24 protein-coding genes and 1 tRNA gene are annotated in these 20,910 nt (G+C 67.8%); 12 read left to right on the top strand and 13 right to left on the bottom strand.

Going from position 1 to position 20,910, the window contains the following annotated elements; genetic code table 11:
• Positions 1 to 16: 16 nt before the first annotated feature.
• The 3 genes from FHR19_RS13830 to cpdR form a co-directional block, all read right to left on the bottom strand.
• Positions 17 to 2,080: a M13 family metallopeptidase gene (locus FHR19_RS13830; protein ID WP_184029477.1), complete on the bottom strand. Its 2,064-nt coding sequence runs from the start codon at positions 2,078 to 2,080 to the stop codon at positions 17 to 19.
• Between the two features lie 121 nt (positions 2,081 to 2,201).
• Positions 2,202 to 2,831: a hypothetical protein gene (locus FHR19_RS13825; RefSeq protein WP_184029475.1), complete on the bottom strand. Its 630-nt coding sequence runs from the start codon at positions 2,829 to 2,831 to the stop codon at positions 2,202 to 2,204.
• 126 nt (positions 2,832 to 2,957) lie between these two features.
• Positions 2,958 to 3,335, bottom strand: a complete 378-nt coding sequence (gene cpdR / locus FHR19_RS13820; protein WP_184029473.1) for a cell cycle two-component system response regulator CpdR — start codon at positions 3,333 to 3,335, stop codon at positions 2,958 to 2,960.
• Between the two features lie 120 nt (positions 3,336 to 3,455).
• On the opposite strand from cpdR, the gene FHR19_RS13815 reads away from it, so the two are divergent.
• A complete protein-coding gene (locus FHR19_RS13815; protein ID WP_184029471.1) occupies positions 3,456 to 4,304 on the top strand; it encodes an N-formylglutamate amidohydrolase in 849 nt (282 codons plus the stop codon).
• A gap of 252 nt (positions 4,305 to 4,556) precedes the next feature.
• On the opposite strand, the gene FHR19_RS13810 is transcribed toward FHR19_RS13815, so the two are convergent.
• A complete protein-coding gene (locus FHR19_RS13810; RefSeq protein WP_184029469.1) occupies positions 4,557 to 5,336 on the bottom strand; it encodes a SapC family protein in 780 nt (259 codons plus the stop codon).
• 59 nt (positions 5,337 to 5,395) lie between these two features.
• Entirely contained in the window at positions 5,396 to 6,841 is a 1,446-nt protein-coding gene (locus FHR19_RS13805) for an FAD-binding oxidoreductase (RefSeq protein WP_184029467.1), read from the bottom strand.
• Positions 6,842 to 6,927: 86 nt separating this feature from the next.
• Here FHR19_RS13805 and FHR19_RS13800 point away from each other — a divergent pair, with 86 nt between their 5' ends.
• From FHR19_RS13800 to FHR19_RS13775, 6 genes are all read left to right on the top strand, one after another.
• Positions 6,928 to 7,410, top strand: a complete 483-nt coding sequence (locus FHR19_RS13800; RefSeq protein WP_184029465.1) for a hypothetical protein — start codon at positions 6,928 to 6,930, stop codon at positions 7,408 to 7,410.
• A 91-nt stretch (positions 7,411 to 7,501) separates the two neighbouring features.
• The gene (locus tag FHR19_RS13795; protein WP_184029462.1) at positions 7,502 to 8,953 is read left to right on the top strand and encodes a DEAD/DEAH box helicase; all 1,452 of its coding nucleotides are present in this window, start codon (positions 7,502 to 7,504) and stop codon (positions 8,951 to 8,953) included.
• Between the two features lie 10 nt (positions 8,954 to 8,963).
• The gene (locus FHR19_RS13790; RefSeq protein WP_184029460.1) at positions 8,964 to 9,167 is read left to right on the top strand and encodes a DUF1289 domain-containing protein; all 204 of its coding nucleotides are present in this window, start codon (positions 8,964 to 8,966) and stop codon (positions 9,165 to 9,167) included.
• A 64-nt stretch (positions 9,168 to 9,231) separates the two neighbouring features.
• The gene (locus FHR19_RS13785) at positions 9,232 to 11,592 is read left to right on the top strand and encodes a putative bifunctional diguanylate cyclase/phosphodiesterase (protein ID WP_343053277.1); all 2,361 of its coding nucleotides are present in this window, start codon (positions 9,232 to 9,234) and stop codon (positions 11,590 to 11,592) included.
• A gap of 57 nt (positions 11,593 to 11,649) precedes the next feature.
• Positions 11,650 to 11,725: transfer RNA gene (locus FHR19_RS13780), tRNA-Trp, on the top strand.
• A 101-nt stretch (positions 11,726 to 11,826) separates the two neighbouring features.
• The gene (locus FHR19_RS13775; protein ID WP_184029458.1) at positions 11,827 to 12,516 is read left to right on the top strand and encodes a DUF4197 domain-containing protein; all 690 of its coding nucleotides are present in this window, start codon (positions 11,827 to 11,829) and stop codon (positions 12,514 to 12,516) included.
• Between the two features lie 37 nt (positions 12,517 to 12,553).
• On the opposite strand, the gene FHR19_RS13770 is transcribed toward FHR19_RS13775, so the two are convergent.
• On the bottom strand, positions 12,554 to 14,011 hold the full coding sequence (locus tag FHR19_RS13770) for a M48 family metalloprotease (protein WP_246359528.1): 1,458 nt from the start codon (positions 14,009 to 14,011) through the stop codon (positions 12,554 to 12,556).
• A 202-nt stretch (positions 14,012 to 14,213) separates the two neighbouring features.
• On the opposite strand from FHR19_RS13770, the gene secE reads away from it, so the two are divergent.
• The 4 genes from secE (at position 14,214) to FHR19_RS13750 (ending at position 15,888) form a co-directional block, all read left to right on the top strand.
• Entirely contained in the window at positions 14,214 to 14,417 is a 204-nt protein-coding gene (secE, locus tag FHR19_RS13765; RefSeq protein WP_176484731.1) for a preprotein translocase subunit SecE, read from the top strand.
• A gap of 7 nt (positions 14,418 to 14,424) precedes the next feature.
• A complete protein-coding gene (gene nusG / locus FHR19_RS13760) occupies positions 14,425 to 14,961 on the top strand; it encodes a transcription termination/antitermination protein NusG (RefSeq protein ID WP_184029456.1) in 537 nt (178 codons plus the stop codon).
• A 101-nt stretch (positions 14,962 to 15,062) separates the two neighbouring features.
• Positions 15,063 to 15,611, top strand: a complete 549-nt coding sequence (gene dcd, locus FHR19_RS13755; protein ID WP_096344386.1) for a dCTP deaminase — start codon at positions 15,063 to 15,065, stop codon at positions 15,609 to 15,611.
• A 16-nt stretch (positions 15,612 to 15,627) separates the two neighbouring features.
• On the top strand, positions 15,628 to 15,888 hold the full coding sequence (locus FHR19_RS13750) for a hypothetical protein (RefSeq protein ID WP_184030158.1): 261 nt from the start codon (positions 15,628 to 15,630) through the stop codon (positions 15,886 to 15,888).
• A 9-nt stretch (positions 15,889 to 15,897) separates the two neighbouring features.
• Here FHR19_RS13750 and FHR19_RS13745 read toward each other — a convergent pair whose 3' ends face one another.
• The 6 genes from FHR19_RS13745 to FHR19_RS13720 form a co-directional block, all read right to left on the bottom strand.
• On the bottom strand, positions 15,898 to 16,275 hold the full coding sequence (locus FHR19_RS13745; RefSeq protein WP_184029454.1) for a hypothetical protein: 378 nt from the start codon (positions 16,273 to 16,275) through the stop codon (positions 15,898 to 15,900).
• A 92-nt stretch (positions 16,276 to 16,367) separates the two neighbouring features.
• Positions 16,368 to 16,730: a tetratricopeptide repeat protein gene (locus FHR19_RS13740; protein WP_184029452.1), complete on the bottom strand. Its 363-nt coding sequence runs from the start codon at positions 16,728 to 16,730 to the stop codon at positions 16,368 to 16,370.
• Between the two features lie 202 nt (positions 16,731 to 16,932).
• Positions 16,933 to 17,358 carry an ExbD/TolR family protein gene (locus tag FHR19_RS13735; RefSeq protein ID WP_184029450.1) on the bottom strand — a complete coding sequence of 142 codons (426 nt, stop codon included), beginning with the start codon at positions 17,356 to 17,358 and terminating at the stop codon, positions 16,933 to 16,935.
• Between the two features lie 26 nt (positions 17,359 to 17,384).
• The gene (locus FHR19_RS13730; RefSeq protein ID WP_184029448.1) at positions 17,385 to 17,864 is read right to left on the bottom strand and encodes an ExbD/TolR family protein; all 480 of its coding nucleotides are present in this window, start codon (positions 17,862 to 17,864) and stop codon (positions 17,385 to 17,387) included.
• Positions 17,865 to 17,959: 95 nt separating this feature from the next.
• Positions 17,960 to 18,766, bottom strand: a complete 807-nt coding sequence (locus FHR19_RS13725) for a MotA/TolQ/ExbB proton channel family protein (RefSeq protein ID WP_184029446.1) — start codon at positions 18,764 to 18,766, stop codon at positions 17,960 to 17,962.
• A 73-nt stretch (positions 18,767 to 18,839) separates the two neighbouring features.
• Positions 18,840 to 19,517, bottom strand: coding sequence for an energy transducer TonB (locus tag FHR19_RS13720; RefSeq protein WP_184029444.1), 678 nt, complete (start codon positions 19,515 to 19,517; stop codon positions 18,840 to 18,842).
• A gap of 251 nt (positions 19,518 to 19,768) precedes the next feature.
• On the opposite strand from FHR19_RS13720, the gene FHR19_RS13715 reads away from it, so the two are divergent.
• The gene (locus tag FHR19_RS13715; protein ID WP_246359527.1) at positions 19,769 to 20,632 is read left to right on the top strand and encodes a hypothetical protein; all 864 of its coding nucleotides are present in this window, start codon (positions 19,769 to 19,771) and stop codon (positions 20,630 to 20,632) included.
• Here the strand turns inward: FHR19_RS13715 and FHR19_RS13710 are convergent.
• Positions 20,629 to 20,853, bottom strand: coding sequence for an SDR family oxidoreductase (locus FHR19_RS13710; RefSeq protein WP_184029441.1), 225 nt, complete (start codon positions 20,851 to 20,853; stop codon positions 20,629 to 20,631). The two genes, FHR19_RS13715 and FHR19_RS13710, sit on opposite strands and share 4 nt — an antisense overlap.
• Positions 20,854 to 20,910 lie beyond the last annotated feature (57 nt).

Genomic DNA, 20,910 nt, shown 5'->3' with positions numbered 1-20,910 from the left:
CGCCCGGTCATCGACGTTACCAGATGCGGACGCGTTGTTCGGGCGTCAGGAACAGCTTCGATCCCGGCTGCGGCTGGAATGCCGGATACCAGGGGTCGAGGTTGCGGACGATCCACGCGCGCTGCGCCGAGGGCGAGTGCGGGTCGGTGAGCAGCCGGTTGCGCAAATCCGCCTCGCGATAATTGCGCCGCCACACCTGCGCCCAGCCGAGGTAGAAGCGCTGGTCCGCGGTAAAGCCGTCGATCACCGGCGCGGGCTTGCCGCCCATGGATGCCATGTACGCATCGTGTGCCGTCGTAAGGCCCGCAAGGTCGGCGACATTCTCGCCCAGCGTCAGCGCACCCTTCAGCTTCATGCCCGGCAGCGGCTCGTACGCATCGTACTGCGCGACGAGCGCGTCGGTGCGCTGCTTGAACGCCGCCACGTCGGCGGGCGTCCACCAGTCGGTCAGCCGCCCCTCGGCATTGTACTTAGCGCCCTGGTCGTCGAAATGATGGCTCAGCTCATGGCCGATCACCGCGCCGATGCCGCCGTAATTAACCGCCGGATCGGCATTCGGATCGAAGAAGGGCGGCTGAAGGATCGCGGCGGGGAAGACGATCTCGACCATGCCGAAATTGGCATAGGCATTGACCGTCATCGGGGTCATCCCCCACTCCCACCGCTGGAGCGGCTTGCCGAGATGGCCGATGTCCCACTGGTGCGCCCATTCGGCGGCACGCACCTTGTTCCCGAACGCATCGCCCGGCGTGATCGTGAGGTTGGAATAGTCGCGCCAGCGGTCAGGATAGCCGATCTTGGGCGTAAAGGCGGCGAGCTTGGCATGCGCCTTGGCCTTGGTCGCGGGCGCCATCCAGTCGAGCTGGTCGATGCGGCGGTCCATCGCGGCGATGACGTTCTTGACCAGCGTATCTGCGGCCGCCTTCGTCTCGGGCGGGAAGTAGCGCGCGACATAGACCTTGCTGACCTCGTCCTCCAGCGAATCGCTGGTGAACTCGACCGCGCGCTTCCAGCGTTCCTCCTGCTCGGGCGTACCCGACAGGACAGTGCCGCGGAACGCGAACACCGCCTGGTCGATCGCGGCCGGCAGCACGTCGGCATATTCCTCGAGGCTGCGGACGATCAGCTGGTCGCGCAGCACCGCGACGGGCGTCGCGGCGATCAGCTTGGCCTCGCCCGCCAGCGCGGTCGGCTGCGTGACGATCAGCTCGTTCACCGGCGTGCCGACGCCGCGCAGATAGCCGGCGAAGTCGAAGCCCGGCGCCATCCGCGACAGGTCGGCGACGGTCATCTTGTTATAGACCTTGTCGCGGTTGCGGCTCTCAACCCGCGTCCAGTGCGCGCGGGCGATCCCGGTCTCGAAATCGAGGATCGCCTTCGCTCGCGCCGCCGCGTTCGCCTCGCCCGCCAGCGTCAGCATCTTCGTCAGATGACCGAGATAGGCGCTCCGCGTCTCGGTCAGCTTGGCGTCGGTCGACAGGTAATAGTCGCGGTCCGGCATGCCGAGCCCGCCCTGCGCCACGCGGACGATATAGGTCTCGGGCGCCTTGTCGTCCTGGCCCACGCCGCTGCGGATCGGGCCGCCGACGCCCATGCGGTCGGCCTCAGCCAACAGCGCGGCATAGCCGGACTTGTCATTCAACGCCTTGATCTTGCCCAGCCACGGCTGGATCGGCGCGAGGCCCTTGGCGTCGATCGCGCTCTGGTCGAGATAGGTCGCATACGCGGTGCCGATCTTCGACCCGTCCTGCGCCTTCGCTTCGTCGAGCAGCGTGCGCGTCCGCTCGGTCGACAGGTCGGCGAGCACGCTGAACATGCCGTAGTTCGACTTGTCCGCGGGGATCGGCGTGCGTGCCGCCCAGCCGCCATTGGCGAAGTTGTAGAAATCGTCGCCCGGCGCGACGGCGCGGTCCATGCCGGCGACGTCGAAGCCGAAGCTGCCGATCTGCGGCTTCGCGGCAGCGGCGGGTGCGGCGCTTGCCTGCTCGGATACGGCGGCATCGGGGCGGCCCGAGGACGCGCACGCGGCGACCAGCGAAACCGAGGCAAGCAACACACTGGTACGGACAAGCTTTACCATGGACATCCCACTCATCTGATTATCGAGCGGCGATGTAGCCCCGCGCGGGCGCGAGGCCAACATGGTAACTGGTTTTACCGCTTGAGAGCCGGGGCGACGCCCTCGCCGCCCCGGCGCCTCGTTACTTGGCGACGGGCGCCGCCACCGCGGGGGTCGCCGGAACGACGGGGGCGAGCGTCATCGGCTTCGGCTCGGCCACCGGGTCGAACGGCACATCCTCGTTGATGAAGCCCGTGGCGGGCGCGCCGATCGGGATCACCGCGCTGGTGCCCGTCATGAAGAAGCCCGCGGGCAGGAACACGACCGCCGACACCGCCGCGGCGCCGCCGCCGGCAGCCACGCCCTTGTCGTCGATCTCGCCGGTCAGCGGAATGACGCGGCCATTGGCGGTCACCGACACCATCCGCGCCTTGATATAGCCCGACTTGCCCCACATCCCCTTGTTGCGGATCTCGGTCACTTCGCCGACCGCGGGGCTGCCCACCGGAATGACGACGTGATTGTTGACGAGCACCGCCTCGGCCACTTCGAGGTTAAAGCGCTGGCCGGGCTTCAGGTTCTTGCCCTTGGTCGTCAGCATCTCGCGCACGCGCAGCGGCACCGGCGTGCCCGTGCGCAGGACGTTGTCGGCCTTACCCACCGTCATCGGGCCGGCGGCGACGGCCGGCGTCGCCTTAGGCGCGGCGGTCTGGGCCAGGGCGACAGGCGAAAGGGCGCACGCGCCCGCAAGCGCCACGATCATCAACTTCATTTCGGAACCCCCCGATCGAATCGCCGGTCCCCCGACCGGCACGCACCCGAAACAATGGCAGGACGACGACAAAGTCAATCGCACCAGATACTTTCGCGGCGAAGTCGGACCAAACTATTCGCCAGGTCAATGGCGCGAGGGGATGCTTTCCATCTCGAACAGGCGGTCGATCTCGAGTACCAGTTCGCGAAGGTGGAACGGCTTGGACAGAACGCGCGCCTGCGGCATTGCCTTGCCCGCCTTCAGCGTCACCGCGGCGAAACCGGTGATGAACATCACCCGCATCTCCGGCGCGATATCGCCCGCGCGCTGCGCCAGCTCGATGCCGTCCATCTCGGGCATGACGATATCGGTGAGGAGCAGATCGAACGGCTCGCTCTCGATGAGCGGCAGCGCGGCGGTCCCACGGTCGACGGCACTGACGAGATACCCCGCGCGTTCGAGCGCGCGCGTCAGATATTCACGCATCACCGTGTCATCCTCGGCGAGCAGGATTCGGTACATCGTCACCCCTTTGATCGAGGCGTCCGTGTATGACGAAAGGGCTTAAGATTTTCCAGCCGCGGCGCCGATCCTGCGACGGGCCGATTGCCCCGTCGCCGAACGCCTTCTAGCGTGCGCGCCGTGACCACCGCCCCCAGCCGCAGCTTCGACCTGTACGGCCCCGCCGTCCCCGACAGTCCCGTCGTCGTCAGCGTGCCGCATGCCGGCCGCGACTATCCGCGCGAACTGGTCGAGGCGCTGCGCGTGCCGCTCACCGCGCTCCTCCCGCTGGAGGACCGGCATGTCGATGCGATCGGCCTTTCGGCGCGGCGCGGCGAGACGATGATCGTCGCGCGCCGACCGCGCGCGTGGATCGACCTCAACCGCAGCGAGCGGGAGCGCGATCCGCTGATCGACGACGGCGCCTCCCCGCTCGCCACGCCGCAACCCTCGATCAAATTGCGCAGCGGCCTCGGTCTCGTGCCGCGCCGCGTCACCCCGGCGGGTGACCTGTGGCGTGTGCGGTTCACGGGCGAGGCGATCGACCGGCGCATCGTCGAGGATCACCGGCCGTATCATGCCGCGCTGGCCACAGCGCTGGCGGCGGCGCGCGACCGGTTCGGCACCGCGATCCTGATCGATCTCCATTCGATGCCGACGCTCGGCGCGGGCGAGCCGCAGATCGTCCTCGGCGACCGCTTCGGCCGCGCAGCAGGCGACTCGATCGTGGCGGCGGCGGAAGCGGCGGTGCGGCGCCACTGCCTCACCACCGCGCGCAACGCGCCCTATGCCGGTGGCCACATTCTCGAGCGACAGGGCGATCCCGCCGGCGGCATCCACGCGATCCAGGTGGAGATCGACCGCCTGCTCTATCTCGATCCGCTGACGCTGGAGCCCGGCGCGGGCGCGCGGGCGATCGCGGCGATGCTGCGGTCCATGATCGACGCGCTGGCCGACCTGATCCTCCCGACCGCCGCCGCCGCGGAGTAACCGCCCATTAAAAAACCAGCCGATGCTGAAAGCACCGGCTGGCCAAGGTTCAGGGAGGAGACACGCCCGAAGGCGTGTCGTACAGCCCGGCGAAAGGGGGGACACCAGACCGTACTATTCGAATATAGGCGCCCGGACCTGTGGCGCAAGAGGCACGATCAAGAAAAAACGTACCGTGGAAATGCGATCGCCCCGAACCGTTGCCGGTTCGGGGCGACACAGGTTGCCATGGGGTCACCGACCCCGCGGCGATCAGTTGGTCGTCAGCGGCACCGGCTGCTGCGGCATCTTGCCCTGGCGCATCTGCTTGCCGAAGAGGTCGCGCATCAGGCTGAGCGAGAAGAGGTGGGCATAGATCAGCGGCAGCATGCCGTTCTGCTGCATCTTGCGAAGCTGGTCGCCGCGCAGCTCGTTGAGCTTGGCCTCGTCGATCATCTGGAAACCGCGGTAGACGAAGGGCTGCGCGCCCTCCGGCTGGATCGAGATCTCGCCGTCCATGAGCAGGCCCTGCTCCTTGAGCTCGGTCATGAACTGGCTGGTGCGCTGCCCAGCCTGCTCGAACTGCTCGGCAAAGCTCAAGATGTTGCGCGTCAGCTCAGTCGGCTCGCCGTTCTCGAACAGCTTGTCCCCTTCCTCGAACGCGCCGATCGTCTCCGACGTGGGGTCGAAGCAGAGTGACAGCTCCTCGCTCTCGGGCCGCAGCCGCGCGAGCATGTAGGGATAACGACGGACATAGGCCGGAATGTACGTCTCGTCGTCGATCAGCTTGCCCTCGGCGTCGAGGAACGTGTTCACGCCCTCGTTGAGGCCCATCAGCGCCAGCGGCACAGGATCGTCGCCAACCGAGAACACGATCGGCATCCGGCGCTGCACCAGCGGGAATTCCTCGACCGTCAGCGGCACGGCGTGATGATTGGCAAGGAACGGCGCGGTGTTCGTCGGACGCACGCGGAAGTCGGCATGGTCGACGCTCGAAAGCGCGGCAAGCTGGTTGTAGAAAAGCGGAAGCTGTCCTTGCGGCGCGCTGGCCATCATACTCTCCTGGTATTCCAAAGTCGGCGGCAACGTGCCGCCACGGTCGACGCGCGCGTCTAGGTCGCCGCGTCGCTGGGCGCAACCTTGACCAGCTTGCCCGGATTGAAAAGCCCCATCGGGTCGAATGCCGATTTTATTCCCCTGAGCGCAGCGAGATGAGCGGGTGACGACAGCCGCTCCAGCTCATCCAGCTTCATCTGCCCGATCCCGTGCTCGGCAGAGATCGAGCCGCCCGCCGCGACGACCATGTCGTGGACCATCCGCGTCGCATGCGGCGCCACCTCCCCATACCAGTGGTCGGCGGCCATCCCCGCGGGCGCACGCACGTGGAAATGGACGTTGCCGTCGCCCAGATGGCCGAAGCCGCTGGCATGGCTGCCGGGAAATGCCGCCTCGAGCGCGGCGGCGGCCTCGATCATGAAGCGGGGCATGACGGCGACCGGCACCGAGATGTCGTGCTGCGCCGCCGGCCCCGCCGCGCGTTCGGCCTCCGACAGCGAATCGCGCAGGCGCCAGAACGCCTCGGCCTGCGCCTCGCTCGCGGCGATCACCGCGTCGGCGACCAGCCCCGCCTCGATCGCCTCGGCCAGCAGCGCCTCCAGCGTCTCAGTCAATGGCGCGGACGGATCGCCGCTCGCCGCCTCGATGAGGAGGTGCCAGGGATGATCCCCCGCCAGCGGCGCGCGGGCGCCGGGGATATGCTCGACGACGAGGCGCAGCGAAGAGCCTGGAATGATCTCGAAGCTCTCGATCGTCGACGTGTGCGCTTCCATCCGGCGGAGCAGCGTGAGCGCATCCGCCGGGCTCGCCACCCCGGCCCAGCCGACCGCGCGGATCCGCACCGCCGGCGCCAGCGTCAGCGCCGCCGCGGTGACGAGGCCCAGCGTCCCCTCCGCTCCCACGAGCAACTGGTTGAGGTCGTAGCCGCGATTGTCCTTCTTCAATGCCGACAGCCCGTCATGGATCGATCCGTCGGGCAGCACCGCCTCGACCCCCGCGACCAGCCGCCGCATCGTCCCGAAACGGAGCACCTGCGTGCCCCCTGCATTGGTCGAGACGAGCCCGCCGATCGTCGCCGATCCGCGCGCGCCGAGCGTCAGCGGAAAGCGCATCCCGACGCCGTTCGCCGCATCGTGCAGTTCGGCGAGGATCACGCCGGCTTCCGCCACGGCGAGCCCCGCCGCGGCATCGACCGAGCGCAGGCCCCGCATCCGCCGCGTCGACAGGATCAGCGCGCGACCGTCCGCGGGCGGGGTTGCCCCACCGACCATCGAGGTATTCCCCCCCTGCGGCACGAGTGCGACGCCCGCCGATCGCGCCGCGCGCACCATCGCCGCCGCTTCCGCCGTCGTGGCGGGTAACAGGATCGCCGCTGCGGTCCCGTGATATCGCCCGCGCCAGTCGGTCAGCCACGGTTCGATATCGGCGGGATCGGTGACGACGGCGCGCGCGCCGCCGATGCGCTGCGCTTCCTCGACAAGCTGGGACTGGGCTGGCGTCATGATGGCGGCGGGGTTAGCATGGGGCTCCTTCGCCGCCAATTCATCGGCGGTTCAACCCGCGACGGCCACGTGCGGGACCGTTTTAGATGGTGGGCCTGTTGTTCGACCTGTTGCTGCTGACCCTCTCCCTGCCACCCGACCCCGCCTTTCAGGCGCAGGTCGCGCGTGCGCCGGCACCGGGGACGCGCACCATGATCCGCATCGAGCGCCACATGGTCGTCCGCGTGCCCCGGATGAGCCTCGCCCCCAGTCTCGCCGCTCCCGCCAGTGCCGCAGCCCCGTTGCCGCCGATCAGCTGGACCGAGCGCAAGGCAGAGCAGTGCGTGCCCGTCGCCGCGCTGGCGGGCGCGTCGATCACCCGGCCCGACAGCGTCGACCTCGTCCTGTCCGGCGGTCGGCGGATGCGCGCGCGGCTGGGGGACGATTGTCCGGCGCTCGGCTTTTATTCGGGCTTCTACATCCGCCCGCCCGCCGACGGGCAGATTTGCGCGCGGCGCGATTCCATCCGCTCGCGCAGCGGCGGCGAGTGCCGGATCGAGGGTCTTCGCGCGCTGATCCCGTCGCGCTGAAACCGCCGTCAGACTTGACTTTCGGCGCCAAATCCGCAAGCGCCCTTGGGGACGCGGCCATGGTTTACGCGCCGCCTTTCCGGACAATTGCATGAACTTTGCCGACCTCGGCCTTTCTGACGAACTGCTGCGCGCCGTGACCGAGTCGGGCTATAGCGAGCCCACCCCGATTCAGGCGAGCGCGATCCCGTCGGTTCTGATGATGCGCGACCTGATCGGCATCGCCCAGACGGGCACGGGCAAGACCGCCAGCTTCGTCCTGCCGATGATCGACATCCTGTCGCAGGGGCGCACCCGCGCGCTGATGCCGCGCAGCCTGATCCTCGAGCCGACCCGCGAACTCGCCGCACAGGTCGCGGAAAACTTCGAGAAGTACGGCAAGTACAACAAGCTCTCGATGGCGCTTCTGATCGGCGGCGTCCAGATGGGCGACCAGATCAAGGCGCTGGAAAAGGGCGTCGACGTCCTCATCGCCACGCCGGGCCGGCTGATGGACCTGTTCGAGCGCGGCAAGATCCTGCTGACCGGCTGCGAACTGCTCGTCATCGACGAGGCGGACCGGATGCTCGACATGGGGTTCATTCCCGACATCGAGACGATCTGTTCCAAGCTGCCCAAGACGCGCCAGACCCTGCTCTTCTCGGCGACGATGCCGCCGCCGATCAAGAAGCTGGCCGACAAGTTCCTGAGCAATCCCAAGACGATCGAGGTCGCGCGCCCCGCGACCACCAACGTCAACATCACCCAGCGCGTGGTGCAACTCCGCGCCGACAAGAAGCGCGAGACGCTGCGCACCCTGCTGAAGGGCGAGGACGTCCGCACCGCGATCATCTTCTGCAACCGCAAGACGACGGTGCGCGAGCTCAACAAGTCGCTGCGCGCCAGCGGCTTCGCGTCGAGCGAGATCCATGGCGACATGGACCAGCCCGCACGCCTCGCCGAACTCGACCGGTTCAAGCGCGGCGACGTCAACATCCTCGTCGCCAGCGACGTCGCGGCCCGCGGCCTCGACATCAAGGGCGTCAGCCACGTCTTCAATTTCGACGCGCCCTGGCATCCCGACGACTATGTTCACCGCATCGGCCGCACCGGCCGCGCGGGGGCATTGGGTGCGGCCTTCACCTTCGTGACGGCCGAAGATGCCGAGAACATCGCCAATATCGAAAAGCTGACCGGCCAGACGATCGAACGCTACACGCTGCCCGATCGCGAGCCCGAGGCAGAAGCGCAGGCCGAACGCCCGCGGCGCGAGCGCGAACCCCGCCTCGAGCGGGAACCGCGCCGCGAGAAGCCGCGCAGCAATGCGCCGACGTTCGAGGCGAAGGCCGAGCCCGAGATTGCGCCGGTCGCCGGATCGTCGCCGCTCCGCGAACCCTCGCCCCGCCGGGACGCCCCGCGCGACACGCGCCGCGACGACGCGTTCGAGCCCCGGCGTGAACGTGGCGGTCGCCGCGATCGTCGCCGCGACCAGGACGACGACCGTGACGACGGCGGCTGGAACGGTCCGATCCCGGCGTTCCTCGACGTGACGCTCGGCCGCTGAGGCACCGGCGATGACGGGCGTGTTCGAACGGACCTCGGCGGTCGCGATCGAAAGCCCGTGTATCCTCGTCTGCATGCTCGATACCGCTAGCGGCCTGTGCCTCGGCTGTGGGCGCACAGGCGACGAGATCGCCGCTTGGACGCAGCTCTCGCCCGAGGCTCGCCGATCGATCATGAGCACGCTTTCCGAGCGACTTGCGACGCTCGATCGATAAAATTCGTCCGGGGTCGTTTCGATTCTAACCGATCGATAACCAGACCCGCGGTAGCGAGGCGTTCGTGAAGAGCGCCGCCCCGATCCCGCCTGCCCGTCCGCCGATCGACGGCCCTGCGCTTCTCGGCATCCGGGACGTGCGCGACGGCTTCGACTGGCCGCGCATCAGGGCCGCACAGATCGGCGGCGGCGCGCAATTCGCCCTGATGCTGCTGGCGGCGAACGTTCTCGGCGCGGGTATCGTCACCGTGCTTCTGGCCGGACAGGCGCCCGCCTGGCAGCGCATCCTCTGGGCTGCGATCGTCGGCGCAACGTCGCTTTTCGTGGTCTTTCACCGTCTGTCCGCCCGTAACCGCACGCGGACCGCCGCTTCGCTGTCGGACATTCGGCGCACCGCGCTCGACGGCCTCGCGCTCGGAATCGTCTGGGCGGTCGTGCCGCTATGGTTGGCGCCGCTGGACGGCAACGACGCGGTGCTCGGCGTGTGGATGATGCTGATCGTCCTGATGACCGCCTCCGCCATGGCGATGGCCACGCTCCCGCTCGCCAGCATCGCCTTTCTCGCGACGCTTTCGGCGGCGATGGGGCTGTCGCTGGCACTCGCGGCGCACCCCGCCCTCGGCCTTGCGATCCTCGTCCTCGCCGCGATCCTCGGCGTCGCCAGCTTCAGCCGCGCCCGGGCGATGGCGATCGTCCACGCGCAGCAGCTGGCGCTTGCCGAACGCGACGAAACCGTCAGCCTGCTCCTGCGCGAGTTCGAGGAAAGCAATGCCGACTGGCTGTGGGAGATCGACGCGCAGCGCCGGGTCGTCCGCGCCGGTGCGCGCTTTGCCCTCACCCTCGGCCTTGACCCGACGGGCCTTGACGGGATGCCGCTGCTCCAGCTACTTGCCGGCCCTGACTGGGAAACGGGCAAATTCGCCCCCAGCCTGCGCGTCCTCGCCGACAAGCTGAAGGCGCGCGAGGCGTTTCGCGACCTGATCCTGCAGGTCGAGGTCGCCGGCCAGCAACGCTGGTGGCAGCTCGCGGCGAACCCACGCTTCGACGATGCCGGGACGTTTATCGGCTTTCGCGGCGTCGGCTCCGACGTGACCGAAGCGCGCCAATCCACCGACCGCATCAACCGGATGGCCCGCTACGACCTGCTCACCGGCCTGCCCAACCGCCTGCTGGTCAACGAGGCATTGGGACAGGCGATGGCCGACGCCGACAAATGGGGTTCGCGCTGCGCGTTCATGATGATCGACCTCGATCGGTTCAAGGCGGTCAACGACACGCTCGGCCATCCGGTCGGCGACCGCCTGCTCGGCCGCGTGTCCGAGCGATTGCGCGAGATGATGACCGAAAACGAGATCATCGGTCGCTTGGGCGGCGACGAGTTCGCCGTCGTTGTTCGCGACGCGCGCGATACCGAACGGCTCGAAAATCTCGCGCGGACGATCATCGCCAAGCTGTCACGCCCGTACGAGGTCGACCAGCACACGCTCTATATCGGTGCCAGCGTCGGCCTTGCCGTCGGTCCGCGCGACGGGCGTACCGCAGAGATGCTGGTGCGGTCAGCGGACCTTGCCCTCTACCGGTCGAAGGACGCGGGCGGCGGCGTATTCCACGCCTATGAGCCGCAGCTCCACGTCGCTGCGGAAGAGCGCCGCATCCTTGAGATCGCGCTGCGCGGCGCGCTCCAGAACGACGAACTGCATCTCTATTTCCAGCCCGTCGTCGATGCCGCCACGACGCAGCTGACCGGGTTCGAGGCGCTGCTTCGCTGGACCCACCCCGAACTGGGGCCGATCAGCCCGTCGAAGTTCATCCCGCTGGCCGAGGATGCCCGCCTGATCGCCCCGATCGGCGAGTGGGTGCTGCGCCATGCCTGTGCAGAGGCGGCGTGCTGGAGCGACGATCTTCGCATCTCGGTCAACGTCTCCTCCGAACAGCTCCACAACCCTGCCTTCGTCTCGGTCGTGGCGCAGGCGCTCAGCCAGTCGGGCCTTCGCCCCGACCGGCTCGAGCTCGAAGTCACCGAGAGCGTCTTCCTTCGCGAGGGGACGGGCGCGATCCGCGTGCTCGACCAGCTCCTGGGCCTCGGCTGCCGGCTAAGCCTGGATGATTTCGGCACCGGCTATTCCTCACTCGGTTATCTCTCCCGCACCCGCTTCTCGGCGATCAAGATCGACCGCAGCTTCGTCCAGGCTGCGGCGACCGGTGGACGCGAGGCGACGGCGATCATCCGCGCCGTCGTCGCGCTCGCCGATTCGCTCGGCATGGCGACCGTGGCGGAGGGGGTGGAGACCGAGGAGGAGCACCGCGTCGTCGCCGCGCTCGGCTGCGACAAGGTGCAGGGCTATTATTTCGGCCGCCCGCTGCCGGTGGCCGAAGCGCGCGCGCTGATGGGCGTGCCCACGGGCGGCGACAGCGTCGCGGCCTGATCGCGAAACCCCGCTTGCCGCGCGCCGGGTCACGCGCTAAAGGCCGCCACCGGCTGCAGGAGTGTAGCTCAGTTGGTAGAGCATCGGTCTCCAAAACCGAGGGCCCACGGTTCGAGTCCGTGCACTCCTGCCAGCCGTCTTCCCCATCGCCGGGACTGACGGCCCGCCCCCGCGTTCAAGCTGGCGCAAGGCACGCTGCGGCATGAGCCGCCCCCATCAACATGGGAGCCCGTCATGTCTGCTATCCCCGCCCCCGCCCGCCGCGCGTTCCTCGGCCTCGTCGCCGCCGCACCCGTCGCGCTGGCCGCCTGCACCACACCGCTGGGCGCCGCCCTTTCGCCCGAGGAGGGCGTCCAGCGCCTGCTCACCGCCGCAAGCCAGGCGGCGTTCGCACGGCTGATCCAGCCCGGTGGCTTCTATGACGACCAATTGACGCGGCTTGCGCTGCCCGCCCCCGGTGAAGGGCGCGGGGGCGCAGTGCTCGCCGCAGTGCTCCGGACCGAGGCGGTGCAGCGTCGTCTCGCCATCGCGGTCAACGACATCGCCGTCGATGCAGCGGATCGCGCCGCGCCGATCGTGTTCGATTCGATCCGGCGCATGTCGTTCGCCGATGCGCTGTCGATTCTGCGCGGCGGGCCGACCGCGGCGACCGATCTGCTCCGCCGCGAGACCGGCGGCGCGCTGGTCGACGCGATGTTCCCCGAAGTGACCGCGGGCTTGCGCGGCGATGCGTTCGAGATCCTTACCGCGGCGCTCGCCGCACAATCGGGTTTCGACCTGAGCGCGCTCGCCAACACCGTGTCGCGCCAGGCGAGCGACTCGATCTTCCGCGCGATTGGGCGCGAGGAGGCGGCGATCCGCGCCGACCCCCGCCGCACCCGCGACCCGCTGCTGATTGCGCTACTGACCGGCGGGGCGCTCTGACCCGTCACCCCAGCGCAAGCTGAGGTGACGTTTGCCATCAGTAGGTAATGATCTTCACCTTGTCGCCCGCGCGCACGGCGTCGCCCTCGCCCAGGCGATTGAGCACCTGGAACCGCTCGAGCGGCGCGTCGGCATAGGCCATGCGCCGCGCCAGCGTTTGTATCGTCTCGCCGGGCTTCACCGTCACGACGCGAAGGTAGCGCGGGCGCGCGGCGCGATCGTCCTCGGCGGTCATGCGGCGGAACGATCCGATCATCGGCTCGAACGCCGCCGCCCCGCGCCCCGCGGGCGTGACGATCGCGAAGTGATAGGCCTGACGCGCGTCAAGCGCATAGGCGACGACAGTCACATCGACCTGTTGCTGCCCGCTCGTGCCCCGCACCGTCGTTACCGCCGCGGGAAAGCCGCCGATCCGTGTCTGCTCGATCGCGGGCTGTGCGTTGGCGGCGCCGAGACCGCGCAGGACCGCACCGACATAGCGCTCCAGACTGCCGTCGTAGGCGGCGCTGGCGAACTGCGCCTGCCCGCCGTCGCCGCTGATGCTCACCGCTTTCGCGCCGTTCTGCATCTTGTACCCCTGCGGCACGGTGAAGGCGACGCGGCCGGGCGGATAGAGGAAGCTCTGCCCCTCGATCACGCCCTGCTTCGGATCGTCGCCATAGAGCAGCCCGTCGATCGCCGCGAGGAAGGCGTCGCGGTTGCGCGTTCCCGTCCCCTGCCTGGCCTGCTGTGCGGCGCGCTGGACGCGAGCGCCGGGATCGGGGTGCGTGCTCGCCCAGGCCGGGGTCGAGCGCGCGTCGCCGCGCAATTGCTCGTCGAGTGCGGTTTGCGACGCCAGCGCGTCGAGCATCGAGGCCATCGCCTCCGGATCGTAATTGGCGCGGCGCAGATAGGCGATCCCGAGATCGTCGGACTGCGTCTCCTGCTTGCGCGAATAGCCGAGCGTCAGGAGCTGCGCGCCCGTCCCTACGCCGCGGCCAAGAAGCTGGCCGAAGCCGGAATTGCCCGCGACCGCGCCGACCGCCAGCTGTCCCAGCGCGCCGAGGATCGAGTTGCGCTGCGCCACCTTCTGACGCGACTGGCTGTGCCGGGCGGCGACGTGGCCAACCTCGTGCCCCAGCACCGCGGCCAGCTCCGCCTCGTCGTTCATCAGCGCCAGCAGCTGGCGCGTGACGTAGATATAGCCGCCGGGGATCGCGAACGCGTTGTTCACCGGGCTGTTGAGCAGCGTCACGTCGAACGCGCCGGGGTTCGACGACAGGCCCGACTGGGTGGCGATCCGCCGGCCGACACCCTCGACATAGGTCGCGGTCCGCCCGCTCATCGCGCCGCCATATTCGGCGACGATACCGGCATTGGCCTGCTGCCCCTGCTGTCGCTCGGCCGGGGTGATCGCCGCGGCCTGTCCGGCGGCAAGGTCGGTGCGCTGCGCATCGGCGGCGCCCGGCGCGGTCAGCATCAGCGCGGTGGCGGCGGCCCAGACGGTCTTCTTCAACGTTCCTCTCCCCTCGTCTCGGCCCGCCAACGAAGCGACCTGACACCGGTTCCGTAACGAACCGGCCCTTGCCGCGGGCGTTCACCAGCGCTATGTCCGCGGCTCAATCCGACAATCTGGATGGGCTGCACCGACTTCCAAGAGTGGAAACGGGCAGCGGGCCCATGCCCGGTTGGCGGCCGAGCAATCGAGGATGCATTCCGTGGCCAAGACCAGTCCGTCCGAGTTCATTCGCCAGGTACGCGCCGAAACCGCCAAGGTGGTGTGGCCGACCCGCCGCGAAACGGTGATGACCGCGGTGATGGTCGTCATCATGACGTCGCTGCTCGCGATCTTCTTCCTGGGCGTCGACACCTTCTTCGACACGCTCGTCAAGTTCCTCCTCTCGCTCGCGCAAAAGGGATAATTCAACGATGGCGCGCTGGTACATCATCCACGCTTATTCGGGCTTCGAGAACAAGGTCCGCGATTCGATCATGTCGGAGGCCAATCGCATGGGCCTCGAGCGGCTGGTCGAGGCGATCGAAGTGCCGACCGAGCATGTGACCGAGGTTCGCCGCGGCAAGAAGGTGCAGTCGGAGCGCAAGTTCATGCCCGGCTACGTGCTTGCCAAGCTCGAACTCAACGACGACGTCTATCACCTCGTCAAGAACACGCCCAAGGTCACCGGCTTCCTCGGTTCGTCGGGCAAGCCGCAGCCGGTGAGCGACGCCGAAGCCGCGCGGATGCTCAATTCGAAGGAAGAGGCCGCCTCTGCGCCGAAGCAGAAGATCAAGGTCGATTTCGAGATCGGCGATTCGGTCAAGGTGCTCGACGGCCCGTTCGCCAGCTTCAACGGGCTGGTCGAGGAGCTCGATTTCGACAAGGCGAAGGTCAAGGTCGCGGTGTCGATCTTCGGCCGCGCGACGCCGGTCGAGCTCGACTTCGAACAGGTCGAGCGCAGCAAGTAAGCGCCCCTGCCCCGCTGCGGCTGATCGCGGCGGGGCACTTCTCCCCTTGCCGCCGCGCCCGCGACCCGCGACAAGCGCCGCTTGATTGAAGGGGACTTCGGATGATCCTGTCGGACCGTTGGATTCGCGAGGCGGCGCAGGGCGGCATGATCGAGCCGTTCGTCGAGAGCCAGCGGCGAGAGGGCTGCATCAGCTACGGCCTGTCATCCTACGGATACGACGCGCGCGTCGCCGACGAGTTCAAGATCTTCACCAACGTCGATTCGGCGGTGGTCGATCCCAAGGACTTCGCCGCCAACAGCTTCGTCGATCGCAAGACCGACGTGTGCATCATCCCGCCCAACAGCTTCGCACTTGCCCGCACGGTCGAATATTTCCGCGTGCCGCGCGACGTGCTCGTTATCTGCCTCGGCAAGTCGACCTATGCGCGGTGCGGGATCATTGTGAACGTGACCCCGCTGGAGCCTGAATGGGAGGGGCATGTGACGCTGGAATTTTCCAACACGACGCCGCTGCCGGCCAAGATCTATGCAAACGAGGGCGCTTGCCAGTTTCTGTTCCTGAAGGGCGAGCAGCCGTGCGAGACGAGCTACGCCGATCGTGCGGGCAAATATATGGGCCAGCGCGGCGTCACGCTGCCGCGGCTCTGACGGGATGAGCGACGAGATGCAGTTCGACGACCAGGCGCGCCACTATTTCGGGACCGACGATCTGGGCAGCGTGCCGCAGGACGCGCTAATCGCCGGGATCGAGCGGATGCGCGTGGACCTGGGCCTTGCGACCGACGCCTCGCACCGCTTCGCGCTCTGGACGATGCTATACATGCTGGGCGCCGCGCCCGACGTGGAGGAGACATTCAAGTCCGCCGAGGATCGAGAGGCCGCGCGGGACCTGATGGACATGCTCGACGCCGAGGACGAGGACTAGCGCACGACCTCAATCGCCCCTGCGGATGAGGCGCATGGCGATTAGACGCTCGACCTTCACGTCCCAACGCGCGTCGCCGATGTAGCGCGAATGTTCGCGCCGCGTGAGGCCGCGGCGGCCGACGATTTCGACGTCGAAAACGCCCCACGGCACGCCATCGACACTGCGGCCACCAAGCTTGCGCGCGGCCCGATCGAAGCTTGCTGCAACCCCAGCCGCGAACACCGGGATGGCCGCCTCCGCGACGACGGGGCGGCTATCGCTGGAACAACGCTCGAACCGGCTGTTCTCGAAGTTGCTAAACCATTCGCACCGCATCCGCTGCGGCGGGCCGAACCCCGCCTCGCCTGCAGGCGCCTGGGACAGGGCGACAATCAGCGGGAGCACGATCAAAGAGCCCATGGCCCGAGGCTGTCACCATTCATCCGCCATGGCAACCACGGCAGGGCGCGCATGGCTGCGCGTCCTGCCCATCAGAGTCAGCGCGCGGCCATCCGCTGCTGCTCGAGCTTCATCATCCCACGCTTGGCGATGACGTGCGAATCCTGCGCGAAATCGGGGCGCAACAGCAGCGACACGTTCTCGGCCTGCATCGCGCGGGCGTACATCGCCTGTGCCGCATCGAGCCGGTTCGTGCGAGCATAGATCGCCGCCAGGTTCAGCAGCAGTTCGGGCTTGGCCGGCTCGAGCGCGAGTTGCGCGCGCAGCGACGTTTCCGCTTCGGTGAAATTGCCCGCCTCGATGGCATTGTGGGCATAGGGGTCGGCCCGGTCCTGCGCCACGGCCGACGCCGCCGGGACGCCCAGCATCGCCGCGACAATGATTGCCTTCGTCACACGCATCTCGTCATCCTCCACATGTCATTTCCGCGTCAACTTCGTGACACTTCTGTTACATGCGCGTTGCGGTTCGATGACGCAATAGCTCTTGTGGGTGCCACACTCCCCTACGGTTGGCACGTGCAGTTTTCGCACACGGACGCCGGGCACAAAAAAAAGAGGCGGCCGAAGCCGCCTCTCGAATCGAAAGCCTGACCGGTGAGGATCAGAACTCGCGATACTGCTCGTTGCCGATGAAGCCGAGCTTCGACACGTTCGAGCGCTTGATGATCGCCAGAACCTGATCGACACGATCATATTTCGCCGTCGCGTCGGGCTGGAAATGCAGCTCGGGCTCGGGGCTGATCGTCTTCGTCTGCTCCAGATACTGGGTCAGCGTGACCTCGTTCACGGGCGCGCCGTTCCAGGTCAGGTTGCCGTTGGCATCAACGACGATCTTGTTCTTCACCGGGTCGATGTTCTCGTTCCGGTTGCTGTCAGAGTTCTGCGGCAGGTCGACCTTCACCGCGTGCGTCTGGATGGGGATGGTGATGATGAACATGATGAGCAGCACGAGCATGACGTCGATCAACGGCGTCGTGTTCATTTCGCCCATCGGTTCACCGTCTTCGGTGCCACCGCTCATTGCCATTGTTCAGTCTCCTCTGGACCGGCGCGTCAGGCGCGACGGCCGCCGGTGCCCGCGGGCGGCTCGGAAATGAAGCCGACCTTCACGAAACCGGCCTGCTGCATCTGATAGACGGTGCCACCGATGCACTTGTACGGCGTGTTCACGTCGCCGCGGATGTGCACTTCGGGAATGTCATCGGGCGTCAGGTTGCTGCCGAGGCGATCGACGACACCCTTGAGGTTGCCGACGGCACGATCGAGCAGCTCCTGGCTGTTGACGCGCGTGAGGTTCCAATAGACCTCACAGCTGCCGTCAGGGGCGCCCTTGACCGCGAGGTTGATGTTTTCGGGCTTGGTCGTGGTCGGCTCGAACTCGACCTTGGGCAACTCCACCTTCACCGACTGCAGCACCACGGGCACCGCGATCAGGAAGATGATGAGGAGCACCAGCATCACGTCCACGAGCGGCGTGGTGTTGATGTCGGACATCACCCGCTCTTCCGTGCCGTTGCCTACGCTCATCGCCATATGCGAATTCCTATCCTAGTCTCAGTTCCGACCCGTGGGCCGGCGGGTCGGCGCCCGTCCCGCAAAGGGAGCGGGCGCCGCCCGAACCCGTTCGATCAGCGGGTCTGCGCGCCGCCGACCTGGCCGGCCGTGGTCGACGGGGCAGCAGCCTTCGTCGCGGCGCCCGGCTGCGCCTTGGGCGTGCCGGCGGCAGTGGCGAGCGACGGGCGAACCGCGCCGTTCGAGGCGAGGTAGCCGAGCACCGCGGTCGAGAACGCCGACAGCTCCTCGGCGATCGCCTTGTTGCGGCGCTGCAGCCAGTTGTACGACAGCACCGCGGGAACGGCGACGGCCAGACCCAGCGCGGTCATGATGAGCGCCTCGCCGACCGGGCCGGCAACCGCGTCGATCGACGCCTGGCCCGACATGCCGATCTTGATGAGCGCGCGGTAGATGCCGATCACGGTACCGAACAGGCCGATGAACGGCGCGGTCGAACCCACGGTCGCGAGGAAGGCGAGACCGCCGCCCAGCTTCGAGTTGATCGCCGCTTCCGAACGCGCGAGCGAGCCGTGCAGCCAGTCATGCGCCTCGACCGGATCGGTCAGCTTCGAGTGCTGGTCCTGCGCCTCGATGCCGTCGTCGACGAGCTGGCGATAGGCCGAGTTCTTCTCGAGCTTCGCCGCACCCTCGCGCAGGTTGCCCGAGCGCCAGAACTCGGCGCGGACGCGCTTCGCCTGGTTCATGATCTTCTGCTGCTCGAACAGCTTGGTGAACAGGATGTAGAACGAAACGACCGACATCAGGACCATGATCGCGAAGGTGCCCTGCGCGATAAGACCGCCCTGCTGGAGCGCGGCCATCAGGCCGTAGGGGTTTTCGCCTTCGGCCGCGGGCGCGGCGGCAAGGATGGTGGTGAGCATGTTCAGGTAGATCCTCTGGAAAGGGTAGTGGATCCGGTCCGGGCCTCGGGGCGCCGGACCGGCTTGATCATCGTTACTGCGGGATTTTCCACACGACGCGGCGCGACGAAGACGTCGCGATCGGATTGCCCGACTGATCGAGTGCAGGCGAATAGCGACCGCGGCGGGTGATCGCGCGGCATGCCGCGTCGTCCAGCGCCTTAGATCCGCTCGACGAGGTCACGCGGCAATTCTCCACGCGACCCTGCGTGTTGATTGTCCACGCGATCGCCGTCGTCCCCTCCTCCTCGGCGCGGAGCGCGCTGGGCGGATAGTCGTCGGTCGAAATCCAGTCGGCCGGGTTACCCTTCGCGCCCGCGGCCTTGTTCACCACCGGCGCCGGGGGCGCAGGCGGGGCGACGGGCGCAGGCGGCGCCGGGGGCGCAGCGATCGGCACCGGCACGTACGTCGGCGGCGGCGTGGTGACCGATTGCACTACCACGGGCGGCGGCACATTGGTCTTCACCATCGGCGGCGGTGTCACCACCGGCGGCGGCTGGGTCGGCTGCTCGGGCGGCGGCGGCGGCGGCTCGTCGGGCGGCGGCGGCGGCTCTTCCTGCACGTCGAAGACATCCATCTTCTCGGTGGCCTGCTTGATGTATTGAAACGCCAAGCCGGTTACGAAGGCGTAGCCCAACACCGCATGAATCGCCGCGACGATGACGATCGCGATGATCCTTCCGGAGCCTGCTTTTTGGTCAGCATAGGCCATTCAGTAACGACACTCCTCAATTCCCGCGCGTAGCTCGTCCGGCCCCGCGTCTTTGAACACATTGTGCCCAAAATGCGGCGGCACGCCAAGCCCGCTGCTCCGCTGCGGCACGCGGCCTGATCCGGAGCCCGGATTGTTATCGTCGCATCCGACGTGACGCAAACGCTTTGTCGGACGCAACAAACGTATAATCGCCGTATGGCAGATTTATTTCTGTAACCCCTGGTCCCGTTCGCCTAGGAATCCGGCGCATGAAACCGACCCCCTTGCTAGCGGTAGCATTTTTCGCCGCCACCCTGCCGGCTGGCCCCATCGCGGCGCAAAACCAACGGATCGTGGCGGAAAACGGGCAGGCGTCGCCAGCGGCGTCGCCCACGCTCGGCTATGCCGACACAGTCAGCCGCGTGCTGCAATCGCCGATTATCGCCGATGCGACGATCCGAAGCGCTGTCAGGATAAAAGGAGCCGAGGCGGCAGGGTTGGCAACCGGATTTGCACGTTTCTACGTCGAGGCGGACGTCGGCGCGCTGATTCGCGGGCCGGGTGCGGTGGCGCCGGTGCTCGGCTGGCTGGCCGACGTGCCGCTCGACGCGCGGGGCCGCGTGCCCAAGCTCAGGAAGCTGCGCGTCATCGCCTTCGCGCGTGCCGTCGCGGGCCGCGCCGACCAGATCCAGCTCGTCTCGCCCGACTCGCAGATCTCGTGGAATGCCGGCGACGATGCGCAGATCAAGCGCGTGGTGCGCGAAGTGCTCGCCGCGGATGCGCCGCCCGCGATCACCGGGATCGGCAACGCATTCCACGTCCCCGGCAGCCTGCCCGGCGAAGGGGAGACGCAGGTCTTTCTCCAGACGCCTACGGGCGATCCGATCTCGCTCCTGATTTTGCGCCGACCGGGCGAGCAGCGGCGCTGGGCAGTGTCGCTGGGGGAAATCGTCGACGAGGCCGCCGGTCCGCCGGCGAAGGACACGCTGCTCTGGTATCGCCTCGCCTGCGGCCTCCCGCGCACATTGCCCGCCAGCGCTGTCGCGAACGAGGAGCCGGCGCGTGCGGGCATCGCGGCGGAGGACTACGCCTTCGTCATCGCCGCGCTCGGCGCCTGCGGCAAGGCCAGCTAGTCGCGCTCCAAGTGCACGAAGTCGCGGGCGAAATCGTGCAGGCCCGCGCCGCCGTCGACGAACAGCGTCTGCCCCGTGCTGGCCCGCGCGCCGGCGAGATAGACGACTGCCGCGGCCACATCTTCAGGCTGTGACAGGCGTTCGAGCGGCATCGAAGCGGTCAGCCGGGCAAGCTGCGCCGCGCCGTAGTCCTGCGTCGGAATGGTAAGCCCTGGCGCCACCGCATTCACCCGCACCCGTGGCGCGAGCACGCGCGCGAGCGTCCGCGTCGCTTCCGC

Source organism: Sphingomonas yantingensis (assembly GCF_014199325.1).
Lineage (GTDB): Bacteria > Pseudomonadota > Alphaproteobacteria > Sphingomonadales > Sphingomonadaceae > Sphingomonas > Sphingomonas yantingensis.
This window is presented reverse-complemented; position numbering and strand designations above follow the sequence as displayed.

Bases quoted from the DNA above. Each gene is read 5' to 3' on its own strand.
- FHR19_RS13830 (WP_184029477.1), bottom strand. From the start codon at position 2,080: ATGGTAAAGCTTGTCCGTACCAGTGTGTTGCTTGCCTCGGTTTCGCTG.
- FHR19_RS13825 (WP_184029475.1), bottom strand. From the start codon at position 2,831: ATGAAGTTGATGATCGTGGCGCTTGCGGGCGCGTGCGCCCTTTCGCCT.
- cpdR (WP_184029473.1), bottom strand. From the start codon at position 3,335: ATGTACCGAATCCTGCTCGCCGAGGATGACACGGTGATGCGTGAATAT.
- FHR19_RS13810 (WP_184029469.1), bottom strand. From the start codon at position 5,336: ATGGCCAGCGCGCCGCAAGGACAGCTTCCGCTTTTCTACAACCAGCTT.
- FHR19_RS13805 (WP_184029467.1), bottom strand. From the start codon at position 6,841: ATGACGCCAGCCCAGTCCCAGCTTGTCGAGGAAGCGCAGCGCATCGGC.
- FHR19_RS13800 (WP_184029465.1), top strand. From the start codon at position 6,928: ATGGTGGGCCTGTTGTTCGACCTGTTGCTGCTGACCCTCTCCCTGCCA.
- FHR19_RS13795 (WP_184029462.1), top strand. From the start codon at position 7,502: ATGAACTTTGCCGACCTCGGCCTTTCTGACGAACTGCTGCGCGCCGTG.
- FHR19_RS13790 (WP_184029460.1), top strand. From the start codon at position 8,964: ATGACGGGCGTGTTCGAACGGACCTCGGCGGTCGCGATCGAAAGCCCG.
- FHR19_RS13775 (WP_184029458.1), top strand. From the start codon at position 11,827: ATGTCTGCTATCCCCGCCCCCGCCCGCCGCGCGTTCCTCGGCCTCGTC.
- nusG (WP_184029456.1), top strand. From the start codon at position 14,425: ATGGCGCGCTGGTACATCATCCACGCTTATTCGGGCTTCGAGAACAAG.
- dcd (WP_096344386.1), top strand. From the start codon at position 15,063: ATGATCCTGTCGGACCGTTGGATTCGCGAGGCGGCGCAGGGCGGCATG.
- FHR19_RS13750 (WP_184030158.1), top strand. From the start codon at position 15,628: ATGCAGTTCGACGACCAGGCGCGCCACTATTTCGGGACCGACGATCTG.
- FHR19_RS13740 (WP_184029452.1), bottom strand. From the start codon at position 16,730: ATGCGTGTGACGAAGGCAATCATTGTCGCGGCGATGCTGGGCGTCCCG.
- FHR19_RS13735 (WP_184029450.1), bottom strand. From the start codon at position 17,358: ATGGCAATGAGCGGTGGCACCGAAGACGGTGAACCGATGGGCGAAATG.
- FHR19_RS13730 (WP_184029448.1), bottom strand. From the start codon at position 17,864: ATGGCGATGAGCGTAGGCAACGGCACGGAAGAGCGGGTGATGTCCGAC.
- FHR19_RS13725 (WP_184029446.1), bottom strand. From the start codon at position 18,766: ATGCTCACCACCATCCTTGCCGCCGCGCCCGCGGCCGAAGGCGAAAAC.
- FHR19_RS13720 (WP_184029444.1), bottom strand. From the start codon at position 19,517: ATGGCCTATGCTGACCAAAAAGCAGGCTCCGGAAGGATCATCGCGATC.
- FHR19_RS13715 (WP_246359527.1), top strand. From the start codon at position 19,769: ATGAAACCGACCCCCTTGCTAGCGGTAGCATTTTTCGCCGCCACCCTG.